Source organism: Paenibacillus vietnamensis (assembly GCF_020169515.1).
Taxonomy (GTDB): Bacteria; Bacillota; Bacilli; order Paenibacillales; family Paenibacillaceae; genus Pristimantibacillus; species Pristimantibacillus vietnamensis.
In genome coordinates, this window is the sequence record NZ_JAHMHW010000030.1 from 21,925 (window position 1) to 37,821 (window position 15,897).

Here is a 15,897-nt window from a genome sequence, read left to right on the forward strand (position 1 = left end):
CTATGCGCGCTCCCCGAAAAACATTTCATAAGCTAGCGCCGTTTGAATACGCGATTCTTCCTCGGTCAGCTTTCTCACCAGCTCCATCTCCACCTGCGTCACTTCCTCGCCCTGAAAATTGATTTCGGCGATAGAAGCCAGAATACGGACGATCGCGATCGCTTCGTTGGACGGCGTGTAGGCAATTACCTTTTGGCCGGTCGGAAATACGCGAAAGCCGCTCTTGACCATTTTACCCCGGCCGTACTCCAACAATTCATAAAGCTCCTGCTCGGACTTGAATTTGCATACGGAGTTAAATTCGGTTGCGAAACCCATTGTAAATTCCCTCCTTTCCGTAGGATACCCATCCAAACCTTCTAAGGCTTTCGAACCCTCCCAAACCCTCCCTTCCAAGGGAGGGCCCCAAGGGCTTCGCCCTCTGGACACCCCCTGCAGAACGTTGGAGGGAAAGAGTCGGGTGTGAGCCACTTCATGCACATGGAACGCTTGTCCCTTTGGGACACGCTTAACTGCAGAGCACCAGGGGTACCTGTTCCTGAGTAACGCGGAAGGGACAGAGACGGGTGCTCCACTTCCTGCGCTTGGAACGCTCGTCCCTTTGGGACACGCTTGAAGTTGGACAAATCTGGTTACTTTAGAATCTCCGCCAGTCCCTGCCGCTTAACTGCACCATTACTTGACGCTTGAGCCGCATATGCTGCTGCTTCTGCTGTACAAACTGCATCAGAAATCTAACATATGGTTTACGTTGAAGACTTCAGATGCAGTTTATGCATTTGATCATGATCCGAGAGTGATGAAGTTATGTATTAGAGCCAAATCTGCTGCAAAAACTGCAGCGTGGCTGCCGAGCCTGCTGCACACTAAGCGATTCTAATGTACGGAATGCAGTCAGGCCCATGTCTTGCAGGCGAATATCGAACGGAGCGGTCCATTTGAATCTGGAAAAGCGAAGCGGTCGCTTTTGAAACTCCATTCTTCACCAAACAAGGTCCAAGGAAATCAGAAGAATGGGGTTTCAACGCGATAGAAAGATCAAATGGCACGCGCAGCAGGCTCTTTCGCCTCTTGGGTTTGACTCGCGCAGCAGCGGGCTCTTTCGCATCTACAGTTCGTGCAGCGGAATCTATTCGCCAATTTCGCTTTATTTTGCCGCGTCGCCCGTAAAGTCTATTCGCTGCTTATCGGCATGGCGGGCTTGAGCCAGGCTGATTAACGTGTCTAACAGCTCTTTGTAAGGAACGCCGCTTTCCTTCCACATCAGCGGGTACATGCTGAACGGAGTAAAGCCCGGCAGCGTATTAACCTCGTTAATAAAAATTTGATTGTCGTTTTTCCGCAGGAAGAAATCGACCCGGGACAGACCGGAGCCGTCAATCGCCTGGAACGCCCGTACGGCCATTTCGCGGATCGACTCCGCCGTTTCGGACGGAAGGTTCGCCGGAATTTGCATCGTGGACTTGCCGTCGATGTACTTGGCCTTATAATCGTAAAATTCATTGGAAGCCGTAATTTCTCCCGGAACGGACGCCTTCGCATCGTCGTTTCCGAGCACGCTCACCTCGATTTCGCGGGCATCGACAAACTCTTCGACGATAACCTTGCGGTCAAAGCGGAACGCGTAATTTACCGCTTTGATAAGCTCTTCGCGGTTTTTCGCTTTGGATACGCCTACGCTCGAGCCCAAATTGGCCGGCTTGATAAAGCACGGATACCCGAGCGCAACCTCGCATTCCATAATGAAATAAGAAGAATCCCTTTCCCACTGGGTACGGTTAAAATAACGGAATACGCATTGCGGCAAGCCTTCCTGCGCAAACACTTTCTTCATCATAATCTTGTCCATCCCGACGGCGGATGCCAGAACGCCGGCACCTACATACGGAATATTGGCCATTTCAAATAAGCCCTGAATCGTTCCGTCCTCGCCGAACGTACCGTGCAGCAGCGGAAATACGACGTCGACCGCAGGCTCGCCGTCTGCAGCGCCCCCGTTCAAGCCGTCGAACAACGGCGCGAGCGCGAAGCCCGATTGCTCCGCCCCGCCCGATTCGAATCTAAGGTCTTCCACAGCGGCCGGCCGGGCATGCAGCACGTCGCCGGTTTTCCACTGGCCTTGCTTCGTTATATAAAAAGGCTTAATTTCATATTTGCTGTAATCGAATTCTCCCATAACGGCAAAAGCCGTCTGCAAGGAGACTTCATGCTCCCCCGATTTCCCCCCATATACTAATCCAACTCTAACTTTGCTCCCCATGGCATATCCTCCGGTACGAAAATTATAATAGATCGGCAATATGAAAAAAACGATATTTCGTTTGTTCCGTCCAGGCGTAAGAATCCCTGTAGTCCCAATAGCGGTGCCTGCTGGCAACGGTGTTCGCATTGACGAGCGGCATGCCGAACGAGTCAAAGGCGGTGACGATCGTGCTGTGCTGGAAGCGGTGGTCGCCGTTCCAATCATACGTGATCACGTCCCCAAGCTGGAGCTGATCCGCCGACTGGACGACCTCGGCCCTGAGCCCCGTATTTTTGGAGCCGGATAAAAAATTGGTCAAGGCGTTCGATACCGCCCAGCTGTAGCTCCACCATTCGCTGCCTTTATTCCGTCCCTTATACCACCAGCCGGATTCTCTTTTACCAGTATAGTTCATCGGGGCATTGCCTGCAAAGAGACACTGCGAGACGTAATGGGTGCAGTTGACCTCGAACAGCTCGTAAGCCGGGTTCCCCTCGTTCCACCAACGGTCCGCGTAGGCCGCAGCCAAATCTCTCCTGTAGCGAATCCCCGGCTGACGGTGTTTGAATTGCGGGATTAGGTCATAATTTAAGTATGGTATTGATGGCGTTGACGAATCGTCGAAGAGCTCCGAGTAATCGTCGACGGTCATCCAGTTGTCATTGGACATGCCGAAGCGCGGCCTTCTTTCCGCAATGAGCGGCTCCACACGGAGAACCTCCCATTCGCCTGCGGACAGGCCCAGCCAGATGCGCTCGTATTCGGAACGCTCCTCCATGTAGAATCGCCCGGACTGCTCCATTCTTCTTTTGATATGAAGCTTGATCAGTACGGATACTTCGCTGGATGACTCGTTTACCCGGACCAGCTCGGCTTTCGTTTCGCAGCCGGCGGGCAGCGCGCCTCTCATCAGGTCCCGCGAGCGCAGCCGGTCGAGTCTGCCGTGGAGACGGGCGCAATGGTCGCCGTCCGTTACGAAATCGGACAAAATGCCTGCTTGCTGATTCGTTTCCGCTTGATTGTACAGGCTGACGTACCTATGGATCGAGGACTTCCAGCCTTGCGTCTCGCCTTGCTGTCTCTTCTGCTCGTAATCCGAGGAGCGAAGCAGCGAATTGAGCGTGGATTTCGGCTGCGAATCCTTATTGCCGCCGGACGGAGCTGCATGAACAGCAGCCTCAGGCTGCGGCTTTCGTGCTGAGGACGCCTGCTTGGAAGTGCTTTGATTACGCTTCTGACCTTGGCTGCCCGGTCCACGGTTACCCGTTCGAGGCATCGCAATCCCTCCTTGAAATCATGCCGGTACATTAGCTTAACACAGAATAACTGCTTCATTATATGAGCCGAACAGCCGATTCATGTAACATTCGCCAATTCCGTTTTCAAACCGATTTACATGCTCCAAAGGGCATAAATGGACTTTACGTAGCCGAGGTTTTAAAGATATAATAGGTCTATAGAGATTTTGAAATTGTGTTTCACAGAATGAAACACGCACTACACTCAAAGAGGAGAATGATGATGTCTACACAAAACCATTACTCGGTTCGCACATCGCTCGAAGCAGGCGGCAAATCCTTCGCCTACTACAGCCTTACCGGGCTGCAAGAGCAAGGGCTTGGCGACATTTCGAAGCTGCCTTTCTCGATCAAAGTGCTTCTCGAGGCTGCCGTACGCCAATTCGACGGACGCGCCATCACGCCTGAGCACGTAAAGCAGCTTGCAAACTGGGCTGAAGGCCGCGAAGATAAAGAAATTCCGTTTATCCCTGCCCGTATCGTTTTGCAGGACTTCACCGGTGTACCGGTTGTCGTTGACCTTGCGGCAATGCGCGACACCGTACAAAAAGCAGGCGGAGATCCGAAGAAGATCAACCCGCTTGTACCGGTTGACCTTGTTATCGACCACTCGGTTATGGTTGACGCGTTCGGCTCCCCGGAAGCTCTCGAGTACAACACGAAAGTGGAATTCGAACGGAACGAAGAGCGTTACCGGTTCCTCCGCTGGGCGCAAACGGCATTCGATAACTTCCGCGCGGTTCCTCCTGGAACGGGTATCGTTCACCAGGTTAACCTTGAATACCTTGCATCCGTTGCGGCTACTAAAACTGTAGACGGCGAAACTGTCGTTTACCCGGACTCGCTCGTAGGTACGGACTCTCATACTACGATGATTAACGGTCTTGGCGTAGTCGGCTGGGGCGTTGGCGGTATCGAGGCAGAAGCCGGCATGCTTGGCCAGCCGCTTTATTTCGTTATGCCTGAGGTTATCGGCTTCAAGCTGACCGGCAAGCTCGCGGAAGGCGCTACCGCTACCGACCTGGCTCTGACGGTTACTCAAATATTGCGTAAAAAAGGCGTTGTCGGCAAATTCGTCGAGTTCTTCGGCCCTGGCCTCTCCAACATCAGCCTTGCGGACCGCGCAACGGTTGCGAACATGGCACCTGAGTACGGCGCTACGATCGGCTTCTTCCCTGTCGACAGCGAAACGCTCAGCTACCTGCGTCAAACCGGCCGCTCCGAGGATCTTATCGATCTGGTTGACAAATACTACCATGCGCAAGGCATGTTCCGCACGGACGAAACACCGGACCCTGTATTCTCCGATGTGGTTGAGCTTGACCTTTCGACAATCGTGCCTTCCCTCGCAGGTCCTAAGCGTCCGCAAGACCGCGTAGAGCTGACTGCGATGAAGGAATCGTTCAATAACATTATCCGCACTCCTATCGATAAAGGCGGTTACGGCCTGAGCGACGAGAAAATCGAGCAAGTCGTAACAGTTAAGCATAATGACGGACAAGTGAGCAAAATGGGCACCGGCGCTGTCGTTATCGCGGCGATTACGAGCTGCACGAACACATCCAACCCTAGCGTTATGGTTGGCGCCGGCCTCGTAGCTAAAAAAGCTGTTGCTCTCGGCCTTAAGAAACCTGCCTATGTGAAAAGCTCCCTGACGCCGGGCTCGCTCGTCGTTACGGAATACTTGACCAAAGCAGGCCTGATCGAGCCGCTTGAAGCGCTTGGCTTCCACGTTGCAGGCTACGGCTGCGCAACTTGTATCGGTAACTCCGGTCCGCTTCCTGACGAAGTCAGCAAAGCGATCGCCGATAACGATATGACGGTATCCGCTGTGCTTTCCGGTAACCGTAACTTCGAAGGCCGCGTACATGCTCAGGTTAAAGCCAACTACCTGGCTTCGCCGCCGCTCGTTATCGCTTATGCGCTTGCCGGCACGACGAACATCGACCTGACGACCGATCCGATCGGCTACACGGAAGATAACAAGCCAGTTTACCTGAAGGACATTTGGCCGACTTCCCAAGAAGTCAGCGAGACGATGGCAGCCGCTCTGAACGCCGAAATGTTCCGCAACAAATACGAGAACGTATTTACGCAAAACGAGCGTTGGAACGCGATTTCGGTACCTAAAGGCGAAAGCTACGAGTGGGATTCCAAATCGACTTACATCCAAAACCCGCCGTTCTTCGAAGGCCTTGGCTCCGAGCTGTCCGACATTGCCGACATCCAATCGGCTAACGTGCTTGCTTTGATGGGCGATTCCGTCACGACGGACCACATTTCGCCTGCCGGCAACATCACGGTTAACAGCCCGGGCGGCCAATACCTGATCGATAATGGCGTAGAGCGCAAGGATTTCAACTCCTACGGCTCCCGCCGCGGTAACCACGAAGTGATGATGCGCGGTACGTTCGCGAACATCCGTATCCGTAACCAAGTGGCTCCGGGCACCGAGGGCGGCGTAACGACTTACCTGCCTACGGACGAAGTTATGTCCATTTACGATGCATCGATGAAATATCAAAAAGACGGCAAAAACCTCGTCGTTATCGCCGGCAAAGAATACGGTACGGGAAGCTCCCGCGACTGGGCGGCTAAAGGCACATTCCTGCTTGGCGTTAAAGCCGTTATCGCTGAAAGCTTCGAGCGGATCCACCGTTCCAACCTTGTGGGCATGGGCGTTCTTCCGCTTCAATTCACGGAAGGCCAAAGCTGGAAAACGCTTGGCATTACCGGCCGCGAAACGTTCGATATTACCGGCTTGAACAACGACGTAACGCCGGGCTCGAAAGTAACGGTTACCGCTACCCGCGAAGACGGCACAACGTTCGAATTCCCTGCAATCGTTCGTCTGGATTCGATGGTTGACGTCGACTACTACCGCAACGGCGGCATCCTGCAAACGGTGCTTCGCCAAATGATCGCTAACATGCAGGCGTAAACGAGGCTGACGCCTTTTTACGGCTTAAATGAAAAAGCCACGCTTTCCCGAATTTGGGAGGCGTGGCTTTTTTATTATCGAAAATAAAAACAGGCGCGAGTGAACTTCACCGGCCTGCCTGTTTCCTTATATCAATTACAGGATCATGATTCCCATCCGCTTGGCCGATTCCATCAGCGTAGGCGCATAGTCGCGCATCGTATCCATCGTCAGCCTGCTGGCGGGTCCCGAGACGGACAGCGCCGCTTTTATTTTTCCCGTCCGGTCAAAAATCGGCGCCGACAAAGCCGCAGCTCCCGCTTCCCGTTCCTCGAAGCTCGTGGCATAGCCGCTGGCGAGAATCTCGTCAAGCTGCTGCTTATATTGATCGAGATCGATTGAATACAGCCAAGCAGGATCTCCGAAGATGCTTTCCTGAACGGCCGGATCTGTGTAGGCGATAAGCACCTTGCTCGAAGCGCCTGCATACAGAGGCAGCCTGACGCCTACCGGAGCTACCCTGCGCACGGCCTGATTGCTTTGCACCGCCTGAATCCGGATCCGCTCCGAGCCGTCTCTGACATAGATGCTGACCGTCTCTCCCAGCTGGTCGCGCAAGCGCTCCATCTCGGGCAGCCAGATCGTCGCCTGGTCATCCGTCCTGGACAAATTGGCGGATAGCTCCCATACCTTTAGACCCAAATGATAGCGGTCCGTCGACCGGTCCCGCTCGATAAAACCCTTCTCCTCCAAAGTGGCGAGCATCCGGTGAACCGTGCTCTTGTGCAAACCGACATGTTCGGCAATTTCCGTCATCGCCCAGTCCGTCTTCATCGTAAAGCAAAGCAAAATATCCAGCGCCCGATCCACCGACCGGACCGTCGATTTTCCTTCCTCCATGCCGCTGCACCTCCTTGGCCAATAAGTTTCACTCAATGAAACTGTTTCTCATTCAGTATAACTCATTACGACTATTTTCGTAAAGAAAAGTTGTTTACATTACAGCTGTATTACAACTGCTTAACAATATCCCGACATCAATTGACAGGCCTTTAGAACCGGTCTACGATAAAAGGACTAGAAACGATAAGCGCTTTCAAATTCCGATACTTGCGACAGCGTTCGCTCCCCGGATGCCCCTGCGCCGAACTGATAGGAGATGATCCTCATGAGCACAACCACGATGACACCTTTGCCGCTTGAAGGCAGTTTTCCACAGGGCCTTCAACCATTTCCTATGCCGGATGCCGAGTACATTTTCAAACGCAACAAGGCGAAGAGCCGGAACAGGCATCTGCTGGTCGCTTCCGCCGCTTCCATTACGGCCATGTGCCTTCTGGCTTTCGTGATCTTTCACGGCTATGTCGCCTGGATGCTTGCCTATCCGTTCGTTGCGCCGCTTAAATCGAATCCTCAGGAAGCGATCGGCGTAGCGTACGAGAATGTCGTATTTCCGAGCAAGAGCGGCAACACGACCGTTAGCGGCTGGTATATACCGGCGGATACCGATGGCGGCGAGAAAGCCGAATCGCAGCGAACCGTAGTTTTCAGCCACGGCTACGGAGCCAACCGCGAAGAAAACTGGGTGCCGATGTACGAGCTGTCCAAGCTGCTGCACGGCTTGAATTATAATATTTTGATGTTTGATTACGGCTATGCGTCGAAGGAATACAAAGCTCCGGCCACAGGCGGACTGGAGGAATCCCAGCAGCTTCTGGCAGCAGTCGATTATGTCAAATCCCGCGGTGCGGAGGATATCGTCGTCTGGGGCTTCTCGATGGGCGCGGGAACGGCTCTGCAAGCCGCTCTTCAAACCGGAGATATCGATGCCATGATTTTAGACAGCCTGTTCATCCCAAGCTCGAAAGCTCTGTTCGATAATTTAAACCAATTTGTCACCCTGCCGAACTTCTCCCTGCCAATGATAGAATCGCTCATTCCGCTGTGGACAGGCAGCAGCTTCGGCTCCATACCGGCGCAGGAGGTCATCTCGCACGTCTATGACATTCCATTGTTTATTATGCATGGCACGAATGACGTGAAAGCTCCTTACCAAACGGCCGAAGCCGTTGCCGACAGCCAAGGGAGCCCGCTATCGCGCACGTGGATCGTTCCGGAAGGGCAGCATGAAATGCTGTTCCGCGCGCATCCGACCGAATATATACAGCGTGCCGCTTTATTTTTGAGCCAGGTCGACCAGCAGCTGCAATCAGATCGGGCATAGTAACGGGGAAAGCACGACATAAGCCGCCGCCGCGGCGAATACATCTAGTAATGATGAACTAGCTGCGGCAGAAGGAGGCGATGGTCGTGCTTTTTGTTTACGGTTCGCTCATGCCCGTCCGGGTCATGGAAATGGTTCGTCAGTGGAAAATGCAGGAGAAGGAACACAATTCGATGATTATGCAAGCAGCCCCAAGGCTGGAGCGCCAATATATACAGCTGCTTGAAGCCTGGGAGCCGATATTCGTCCGCACCTCGGATTATGCGTCCGAATGGCTGGACGAGTGGCAGGCCTATCCTTCCCGGCTTCCCAAAAACGCGGAAAAAAACGTGGATACGGTAGTCGCTTCGGCTCTCAAACAGTCCCGTACCTACGTGGATCAGCTCACCCAGCTGATTGAGAGGATCACGGAACCGGACAAACCGTCGATCGAGCGGACCATCATCCAGCATGCCATACGGGAATCCGATTATTATATCGGCGCCATGAGCGGCTATGGGCAATCCGAGAGCAGGCAGGCGAATCCGGATTACCGCGCGCCCATTCAGCAGGTTCCTCCCGGCGGCCACAAGCTGCCTCCCCTTCCTTACCCCTATAGCGCCCTGATGCCATATATCGATGAGCTTACGATGAAAATTCACCACGATGTCCATCATCAATCGTACGTCGATGGATTGAATATAGCGGAAAAGCAGCTGCAAGCCGCCCGTGAGACCGGTAACTTCGAGCTAATCAAGCACTGGGAGCGCGAGCTTGCCTTTAACGGAGCGGGGCATTATCTCCATACGCTGTTTTGGAGCACGATGTCTCCGAGCGGCGGCCGGGAGCCCGCCGGGCAGCTGGCCGCCCAGCTCGCGAACGATTTTGGCAGCTATGCGGCGTTCAAGCAGCAGTTCAGCGAAGCGGCGGCGAAGGTGGAAGGCGGCGGCTGGGCCATTCTCGTATGGAGCCCCCGCAGCAGACGGCTTGAGATTTTGACCGCCGAGAAGCACCAGAACCTGTCCCAATGGGATGTCGTTCCGCTGCTGCCGCTCGATGTCTGGGAGCACGCCTACTACTTGAAGCATCAAAACCGGCGGCCCGATTATATCCAGGATTGGTGGAACGTCGTCAACTGGCCTTATGTCGCCGAACGTTTCGCGGAAGCGCGCAAGCTCGTTTGGCAGCCGGTTTAAAAAAAGTCCGACGGAGAACGCCGAGCATAGCCCCATGTGTACAATGACCAGGGTCTATGTCCGGTTCCCGTCGGACTTTTATCATGTTCAGCCTCTATTGCTTGAGCAGTGTCAGAAACTCCGAGCGAAGCGCCGCGCTCGTGCGGAACTCCCCGCGTACGGCCGACGTGACCGTCTTGCTGCCGGGCTTCTTGACGCCGCGCGCGCACATGCACAGATGCTCTCCTTCCACAACGACCATAACGCCGTGCGGTTTAAGCTCCTCGTCGAGAATATCAGCCACCTGCGAGGTGATGCGCTCTTGTACCTGCAGGCGGCGGGTAACCGCCTCTACCAGCCTCGCCAGCTTGCTGAGCCCGGCGATCTTGCCGCTAGGAATATAGCCGATATGGGCTTTGCCGAAAAACGGCGCCATATGATGCTCGCATTGACTGTAATAGACGATATCTCTTACGATAACGAGCTCCTCGTGCTGTTCATCGAACGTGACGCCCAGCACCTCGCGGGGGTCGACCTCGTACCCTGCAAAAATTTCCTCGTACATCCGCGTCACTCTGGCCGGCGTCTCGAGCAGCCCTTCCCGCTCGACGTCTTCGCCTACGAGCTTCAGGATCTCTTTAATATGGTGCTCGATCTTCTCCCGGTTTGCCGTTACCCTCGAATTGACGTAATCTTTTTTTCCCGCCATTCAAAACCCCTCCTTCCGGTGTGTCCTTCTCTTCTCCCTACCTGCGCGGGAATTTTTGATTTTTCATCATGTTCTGCGCTTTGGCCATCTGCTGCTTGTTCAGGTTGTAGCCCATCTGCTTGGCCATCTTCTGAATCATTTCCGGATCGTTCTGCATCTTCTCAAGCTGCTTGCGCAAATAAAACACGCCGATAAAGAAGCCGCCGACGGCTCCTGCCAACAACGTTACGATCGGAACCACAATGTTAACCCAATTCATAATGTCACCAGACCCTTCCTTTTCTCTGCAGCATAATGCTCCCATGATAGCATGTTCGCCCCATGTTCGCAATGAAAGTTACACGGTTTGTCCGGTACCTTCCGGACCGGCCGCTTCCGCTTTCCGGACCTGTTCAATTGCCGTGCGGATCGCAGCCAGCGCCTCCTCGTCGGTTTCCTTACCGGCGGCTTTGCGCAGCGCCTCCAGCGCCTCGCTGCCGCCGATCCTGGACAGCGACCAGGCCGCCGTCCCCCGCAGGACCGGCCTCGTATCCTGCTCCAGCACGCGGATCAGATCGGGCACGGCTGCCGCTTCTTTAAAGTTGCCAAGCGCGATGACGGCGTTGCGCTGAATCGGCTTCTTGCCCCGCCATGCCGAGGAGGTTTTCCCGTACTTCGCTTGAAACTCCTTATTCCCGATCGTCAGCAGCGGGAGCAGCAGCGGCTTGACCAGCTCATGGTCCGGCTGAAGCTCCGGCTGGTGAGTCCAGTTTTTGCCCCGGTTGACGGGGCACACCGTCTGGCACGTATCGCAGCCGTAAAGCCTGTTGCCGATTTTCCGCATCAGCTCGTCGGTCAGCATGCCTTTCGACTGGGTGACAAAAGAGATACAGCGGCTCGAATTGAGCTCCCCGGGGCCGACAAGCGCATCCGTCGGACATGCGTCTATGCATTTGGTGCAGGTGCCGCAGCCTTCGGTTACCGGCTCGTCCGGCTCAAGCGGCAAATTCGTAATCATTTCTCCGAGATAGATCCAGGAGCCCAGCTCGGGTGAAATCACCGAGCAGTTTTTGGCGCTCCAGCCGATGCCTGCGCGCTCCGCGACTGCGCGGTCGGATAATGCGCCCGTATCGACCATGCTTTCCGCCCGTAATTCGGGCACACGTTCCCGCAGCCATTGCTCCAGCTTGGCCAGCCGGTCGCGCAGCACGCGGTGATAATCTTCGCCCCATGCCGAGCGCGACAGTATGCCCCGTCTCGCACCCGGCTCCGACTTCGGGGGATCCTTCAGCTTCGAAGGATACGCGACGGCGATGGCGATAATCGATTGGGGATTATCGAAGAGCAGGCCGGGATTCGTCCGTTTCTCGATATCCGGCTCCTCGAAGCCCGATTCCCTGCCCAGCTCGCGGTGACGAAGCAGAATCTGCTTCAGGCTGGTGAACGGATCGGCCGAGGCTACCCCGATCTTATCGATGCCGAGACTTGGCGCCGCGGCTTTCATCTCTTCCTTCAGCTTTGCCCAGCGGTCCATGGCTACATCCTTCTGATCGCTTCGCGCGCAAGCTCGTCGCAGCGGTTATTCCACTTGTTGTCGCTGTGGCCTTTTACCTTCACATAGTCCACCTTGTGCGTGTTCATCAGCGCCCACAGCTCCTTCCAGAGCTCCTGGTTCTCGACGGGCTGGTTCTTGCTGTTCTTCCAGCCGTTACGAAGCCAGCCATTGATCCACCCCTTCTGGAAGCAGTTCACGACATAGGCGGAGTCGCTGTATACCGTCACCTTGCAAGGCTCCTTCAGCAGCTTAAGCCCTTCGATCACCGCCTGGATTTCCATCCGGTTGTTCGTCGTATGCTTCTCCCCGCCGGATATTTCCTTCTGATGCACGCCAAAAAACAAAATCGATCCCCAGCCGCCGGGACCGGGATTTCCGGAGCAGGCGCCGTCCGTATAAAGCATTACTTCCTTCATCCGATTGTTACCTCCCGTTATAGTCCCTTGATTTCCTTGATCGGCCACAAAATATAATCCGCCCTGCCGCGGATCAGCTCCCCCGGCACCGCATGAAAGGTACGGCTGTCCAGGCTTGCCCGCGCATGGCGATTATCCCCCATCACAAAATAATGCCCTTCGCCGATAATTTCCGGTCCGTAGCTCATGTCTTCGATGAGCGTGTCGGTATACGGCTCCTCGACCAGCTCGCCGTTGCGGTACAAACGCTGGTCGTGAATTTCGATCCGGTCGCCCGGCAGTCCTACGATCCGCTTGACGAGAAATTTTTTGTCCTTGCCCGTCACGTTCGGCTCCGACAGGATGACCACATCGCCGATCTTCGGCTCGCCGATCAAATAAACGAATTTGTTCACAAACAGCCACTCATTGTCGGTCAGCGTCGGCTCCATGGAGCTGCCTTCGACCGTCGATAAATTAAATACGAAAAAATGCAGAGCCATGACGACGGCAAAAGCGATTACCAGCGTCTTCACCCAGTCCAGCAGCTCCTTCACCCATTCTGGCCTTTGTATTGCCGCTTTCATTCATTCACCTCATCGTTTTGTCTATGCCAATCTTCATAATATTGCATCACATGCTGTTCCTGAAAGGGGGTCTGTCCCGCATCGATGCGCCCGATCAGCGAGTTCAGCCCTTCCTTCACCTTCTCATCCACCATCTTCGGATAATGATAGGCTGCTTTATGCAGATCGTATTCGTCCTGGTCGACCACAAACCTGAGGCCGTCGGCCGTCCGGATCACATCCAGATCGTAATCGATATATGTGAGCACGTCCCCCAGCAAATACGGCGGCGAAGCCACATTGCAGTAATAACGGATGCCCCCTTCCTCCAGCAGGGCCACGACGTTGAACCATTGGCCCGGAAGAAAGAAGGAGACTGCCGGGACGCGGCTGATCCATATTTTACCGTCGGATTCTTGTATCGGCGTTTGTCGGTTAATGAGAACGATCATCTCTTCCGCCGCATGCTCGGGCAGCATCAGCTCCTCCGGGACGAGCCAGTTCTGCTGCCAAGTCCGGTGCAAATGACCGTTATGTTTGAAGCTTTTGATCACGCAATGCCGATATCGTTCCATACGGTTCTCCTCATAAAAGGTTATATGAATAAGAAAAGCATATCTCACCGCCAAAATCAATTGACGATGCAGATATGCCCTGCGTACAACAAGTGCAGTAAAATTTCGCGTCAGCCCGTTACAATAGCAAGTTTCTGAAAAGACCGGAAAAAGTCGTTCGAAGCGTACCCCATCGACTCGTATAACGGCAAAACCGGCTCATTGTGCTCGTCTGCGGTAATTAATATCTTTGTGACATGCCGCTGCTCGAAGCGCTGGCGCAGCCCTTGTACTAGCGCTTTGCCTATTCCGCGGCGCTGGTGGGAGCGGGAAACGGCGATCCTGTAATAATAACCTTTGTTATTATCGATCGTACCGATGATCATGCCAACGATCTCTGAATGTTCGACAGCGACGAGAACCAAATCACTGTCCCATGACAATTGGCGAGCAAAAGCTTCCATCGTTTGTTCGTAGCACTCTTCGGTAAGTACATCCTCAAGGAGCGCTGTAATCGGTCTGTAATCGGACAACTGGAAGGAACGAACATTCATAATTTTACACCTTCTATACCATGTCATAGTCCTGCATCTAGAATATAATACGACAATTTTTCACGAAATCCTGCTTCAATCTTTAATATTCCTTAAAATATTTAAAGAAATCTTTAAATATCTCGTGAAAACGCTTAATTTTAAGCGCTTTCACTTATTTTGTCGTTTTTAAAGGCTTGAGGACCCCGCGGTCATGAGGTTTTTTTACCCAGTTTGGGCCTAATGGCCGCTTAATAAGTCCCTTTGACGGAGGGCGCTTTTCCGTATAAATTCCAGTGCTTAGGACATGCTAGTTCGGGGTAAAAAAGAAGAGGACCAGAATTCGACTTTTGAAACAATAATGTTGATTTATTCGATCGGATAAGGGATAATGGTCTAGGATAACTACATAATTTTAGGAGGTTAATAACACATGGCACATCAACTACCTGCTTTGCCTTACGCGCACAACGCACTTGAGCCGCACATCGATGCGACGACAATGGAAATTCACCACGGCCGTCACCACAATGCTTACGTGACTAACCTTAACGCAGCTTTGGAGTCCGCTCCTGAACTGCAAAGCAAATCGATCGAAGAATTGATCTCCGATCTGGCTAGCGTACCTGAATCCATCCGTACCGCCGTTCGCAACAACGGCGGCGGACATGCTAACCACAGCCTGTTCTGGGAAACGATCGGCCCTGACGCGGGCGGCGCTCCTACAGGAGCTCTTGCTGCAGCGATCGAAAGCGAGCTGGGCGGCTTCGAAACGTTCAAAGCCGATTTCGCTAAAGCGGCAGCTACCCGTTTCGGAAGCGGCTGGGCATTCCTTGCGGTTGCCGGCGGCAAACTGAAGGTTTACAGCCTTCCTAACCAAGACAGCCCGATCATGGAAGGCGAAACGCCGATCCTTGGCCTGGATGTTTGGGAGCATGCTTACTACCTGAACTACCAGAACAAACGCCCTGACTACATCGCGGCGTTCTGGAACGTTGTTAACTGGGAAGAAGTTGGCAAACGTTACGAAGCGGCTGTAAAGTAATATAGGTTTTTGAAACGGCGCCGACCTCCTTGCGAGGCGGCGCCGTTTTTTGGTTAGCCTCCACGCACCGAACGTCACTAAATCCTATCGCAGCGGGCCTTCAAGTTACTTCACTCGAGCACTATTGCGATAGAAAGTATCGTTATCCCGCCGTCGCCCCGTCTTCCGCATGTCCATACGCCGCCGAACGCCGCAAATACGATAATCCTATCGCTGTTGGCCTGCAAGTTACTTCACCCAAGCACTATTGCGATAAAAAGTATTGTTATCCCGCCGTCGCCCCGTCTTCCGCATGCCCAAACGAGCCGATCGCCTCAAATAATGCTAGAAATTAGCCTTATAACCCTGCTCCCTTTACTTGTTCATCCCGTCTTCCGATCATTTTATCTGCGCAGCACACCGGATGGGCACCTGCCGCATACGATACAGCAGGATAAACGCCTAATTCCTTTGTGCGAAGGAGATTGAGTACCTTCATGGAATATACTTACCTTGATGAGCATCAGTATGCCGCGTTAATGGGACGCCAAGCGGTCCCATCCGGCAGCGGCTGCGGCTGCGGCGGCAGTATGCGTATGATTACGCCGGGCGGTCCGGGAATGTTCCCGGGACCGGGGCCGGGGCCATTCCCGCCAGGGCCGGGGCCATTCCCGCCAGGGCCGGGGCCATTCCCGCCAGGGCCGGGGCCATTCCCGCCAGGGCCGGGGCCATTCCCGCCAGGGC

16 protein-coding genes are annotated in these 15,897 nt (G+C 54.1%); 5 read left to right on the plus strand and 11 right to left on the minus strand.

Annotation, left to right across the window (positions count from 1 at the left end; all coding sequences use genetic code 11):
- The 3 genes from KP806_RS26920 to KP806_RS26930 all read right to left on the minus strand — a co-directional run bounded on the left by KP806_RS26920 (position 1) and on the right by KP806_RS26930 (position 3,518).
- A complete protein-coding gene (locus tag KP806_RS26920; RefSeq protein ID WP_224726838.1) occupies positions 1-318 on the minus strand; it encodes a hypothetical protein in 318 nt (105 codons plus the stop codon).
- 829 nt (positions 319-1,147) lie between these two features.
- Positions 1,148-2,260: a D-alanine--D-alanine ligase gene (locus KP806_RS26925; protein WP_224726839.1), complete on the minus strand. Its 1,113-nt coding sequence runs from the start codon at positions 2,258-2,260 to the stop codon at positions 1,148-1,150.
- A gap of 22 nt (positions 2,261-2,282) precedes the next feature.
- A complete protein-coding gene (locus tag KP806_RS26930) occupies positions 2,283-3,518 on the minus strand; it encodes an amidase domain-containing protein (RefSeq protein WP_224726840.1) in 1,236 nt (411 codons plus the stop codon).
- Positions 3,519-3,763: 245 nt separating this feature from the next.
- Here KP806_RS26930 and acnA point away from each other — a divergent pair, with 245 nt between their 5' ends.
- Positions 3,764-6,481, plus strand: a complete 2,718-nt coding sequence (gene acnA / locus KP806_RS26935) for an aconitate hydratase AcnA (protein WP_318153855.1) — start codon at positions 3,764-3,766, stop codon at positions 6,479-6,481.
- A 135-nt stretch (positions 6,482-6,616) separates the two neighbouring features.
- Here acnA and KP806_RS26940 read toward each other — a convergent pair whose 3' ends face one another.
- Positions 6,617-7,360, minus strand: coding sequence for an IclR family transcriptional regulator (locus KP806_RS26940; RefSeq protein WP_224726842.1), 744 nt, complete (start codon positions 7,358-7,360; stop codon positions 6,617-6,619).
- 268 nt (positions 7,361-7,628) lie between these two features.
- Between KP806_RS26940 and KP806_RS26945 the strand changes: the two genes are divergently transcribed.
- Together KP806_RS26945 and KP806_RS26950 are read left to right on the plus strand one after the other, a co-directional pair.
- Positions 7,629-8,684 carry an alpha/beta hydrolase gene (locus KP806_RS26945; RefSeq protein ID WP_224726843.1) on the plus strand — a complete coding sequence of 352 codons (1,056 nt, stop codon included), beginning with the start codon at positions 7,629-7,631 and terminating at the stop codon, positions 8,682-8,684.
- 86 nt (positions 8,685-8,770) lie between these two features.
- Entirely contained in the window at positions 8,771-9,859 is a 1,089-nt protein-coding gene (locus KP806_RS26950) for a Fe-Mn family superoxide dismutase (protein ID WP_224726844.1), read from the plus strand.
- Between the two features lie 94 nt (positions 9,860-9,953).
- Here KP806_RS26950 and folE read toward each other — a convergent pair whose 3' ends face one another.
- From folE to KP806_RS26985, 7 genes are all read right to left on the minus strand, one after another.
- Entirely contained in the window at positions 9,954-10,547 is a 594-nt protein-coding gene (folE, locus tag KP806_RS26955; protein ID WP_224726845.1) for a GTP cyclohydrolase I FolE, read from the minus strand.
- A 37-nt stretch (positions 10,548-10,584) separates the two neighbouring features.
- The gene (locus KP806_RS26960; RefSeq protein ID WP_224726846.1) at positions 10,585-10,806 is read right to left on the minus strand and encodes a YneF family protein; all 222 of its coding nucleotides are present in this window, start codon (positions 10,804-10,806) and stop codon (positions 10,585-10,587) included.
- Positions 10,807-10,884: 78 nt separating this feature from the next.
- Positions 10,885-12,060 carry a tRNA epoxyqueuosine(34) reductase QueG gene (gene queG / locus KP806_RS26965; protein WP_224726847.1) on the minus strand — a complete coding sequence of 392 codons (1,176 nt, stop codon included), beginning with the start codon at positions 12,058-12,060 and terminating at the stop codon, positions 10,885-10,887.
- A gap of 2 nt (positions 12,061-12,062) precedes the next feature.
- Complete coding sequence (gene rnhA, locus KP806_RS26970) at positions 12,063-12,497, minus strand: ribonuclease HI (RefSeq protein ID WP_224726848.1); 435 nt, start codon at positions 12,495-12,497, stop codon at positions 12,063-12,065.
- Between the two features lie 17 nt (positions 12,498-12,514).
- Positions 12,515-13,063 (minus strand): signal peptidase I, encoded by a 549-nt coding sequence (gene lepB / locus KP806_RS26975; protein ID WP_224726849.1) that lies wholly within the window; start codon positions 13,061-13,063, stop codon positions 12,515-12,517.
- Complete coding sequence (locus KP806_RS26980; RefSeq protein WP_224726850.1) at positions 13,060-13,617, minus strand: DUF402 domain-containing protein; 558 nt, start codon at positions 13,615-13,617, stop codon at positions 13,060-13,062. Before KP806_RS26980 ends, lepB begins: the two co-directional genes overlap by 4 nt.
- 110 nt (positions 13,618-13,727) lie before the next feature.
- Positions 13,728-14,150: a GNAT family N-acetyltransferase gene (locus KP806_RS26985; protein ID WP_224726851.1), complete on the minus strand. Its 423-nt coding sequence runs from the start codon at positions 14,148-14,150 to the stop codon at positions 13,728-13,730.
- A gap of 412 nt (positions 14,151-14,562) precedes the next feature.
- Between KP806_RS26985 and KP806_RS26990 the strand changes: the two genes are divergently transcribed.
- Together KP806_RS26990 and KP806_RS26995 are read left to right on the plus strand one after the other, a co-directional pair.
- On the plus strand, positions 14,563-15,174 hold the full coding sequence (locus KP806_RS26990) for a superoxide dismutase (protein ID WP_224726852.1): 612 nt from the start codon (positions 14,563-14,565) through the stop codon (positions 15,172-15,174).
- A 476-nt stretch (positions 15,175-15,650) separates the two neighbouring features.
- Positions 15,651-15,897: hypothetical protein (locus KP806_RS26995; protein ID WP_224726853.1), on the plus strand; the 247-nt coding region annotated here is incomplete at its 3' end.

Bases quoted from the DNA above. Each gene is read 5' to 3' on its own strand.
- KP806_RS26920 (WP_224726838.1), bottom strand. From the start codon at position 318: ATGGGTTTCGCAACCGAATTTAACTCCGTATGCAAATTCAAGTCCGAG.
- KP806_RS26925 (WP_224726839.1), bottom strand. From the start codon at position 2,260: ATGGGGAGCAAAGTTAGAGTTGGATTAGTATATGGGGGGAAATCGGGG.
- KP806_RS26930 (WP_224726840.1), bottom strand. From the start codon at position 3,518: ATGCCTCGAACGGGTAACCGTGGACCGGGCAGCCAAGGTCAGAAGCGT.
- acnA (WP_318153855.1), top strand. From the start codon at position 3,764: ATGTCTACACAAAACCATTACTCGGTTCGCACATCGCTCGAAGCAGGC.
- KP806_RS26940 (WP_224726842.1), bottom strand. From the start codon at position 7,360: ATGGAGGAAGGAAAATCGACGGTCCGGTCGGTGGATCGGGCGCTGGAT.
- KP806_RS26945 (WP_224726843.1), top strand. From the start codon at position 7,629: ATGAGCACAACCACGATGACACCTTTGCCGCTTGAAGGCAGTTTTCCA.
- folE (WP_224726845.1), bottom strand. From the start codon at position 10,547: ATGGCGGGAAAAAAAGATTACGTCAATTCGAGGGTAACGGCAAACCGG.
- KP806_RS26960 (WP_224726846.1), bottom strand. From the start codon at position 10,806: ATGAATTGGGTTAACATTGTGGTTCCGATCGTAACGTTGTTGGCAGGA.
- queG (WP_224726847.1), bottom strand. From the start codon at position 12,060: ATGGACCGCTGGGCAAAGCTGAAGGAAGAGATGAAAGCCGCGGCGCCA.
- rnhA (WP_224726848.1), bottom strand. From the start codon at position 12,497: ATGAAGGAAGTAATGCTTTATACGGACGGCGCCTGCTCCGGAAATCCC.
- lepB (WP_224726849.1), bottom strand. From the start codon at position 13,063: ATGAAAGCGGCAATACAAAGGCCAGAATGGGTGAAGGAGCTGCTGGAC.
- KP806_RS26980 (WP_224726850.1), bottom strand. From the start codon at position 13,617: ATGGAACGATATCGGCATTGCGTGATCAAAAGCTTCAAACATAACGGT.
- KP806_RS26985 (WP_224726851.1), bottom strand. From the start codon at position 14,150: ATGAATGTTCGTTCCTTCCAGTTGTCCGATTACAGACCGATTACAGCG.
- KP806_RS26990 (WP_224726852.1), top strand. From the start codon at position 14,563: ATGGCACATCAACTACCTGCTTTGCCTTACGCGCACAACGCACTTGAG.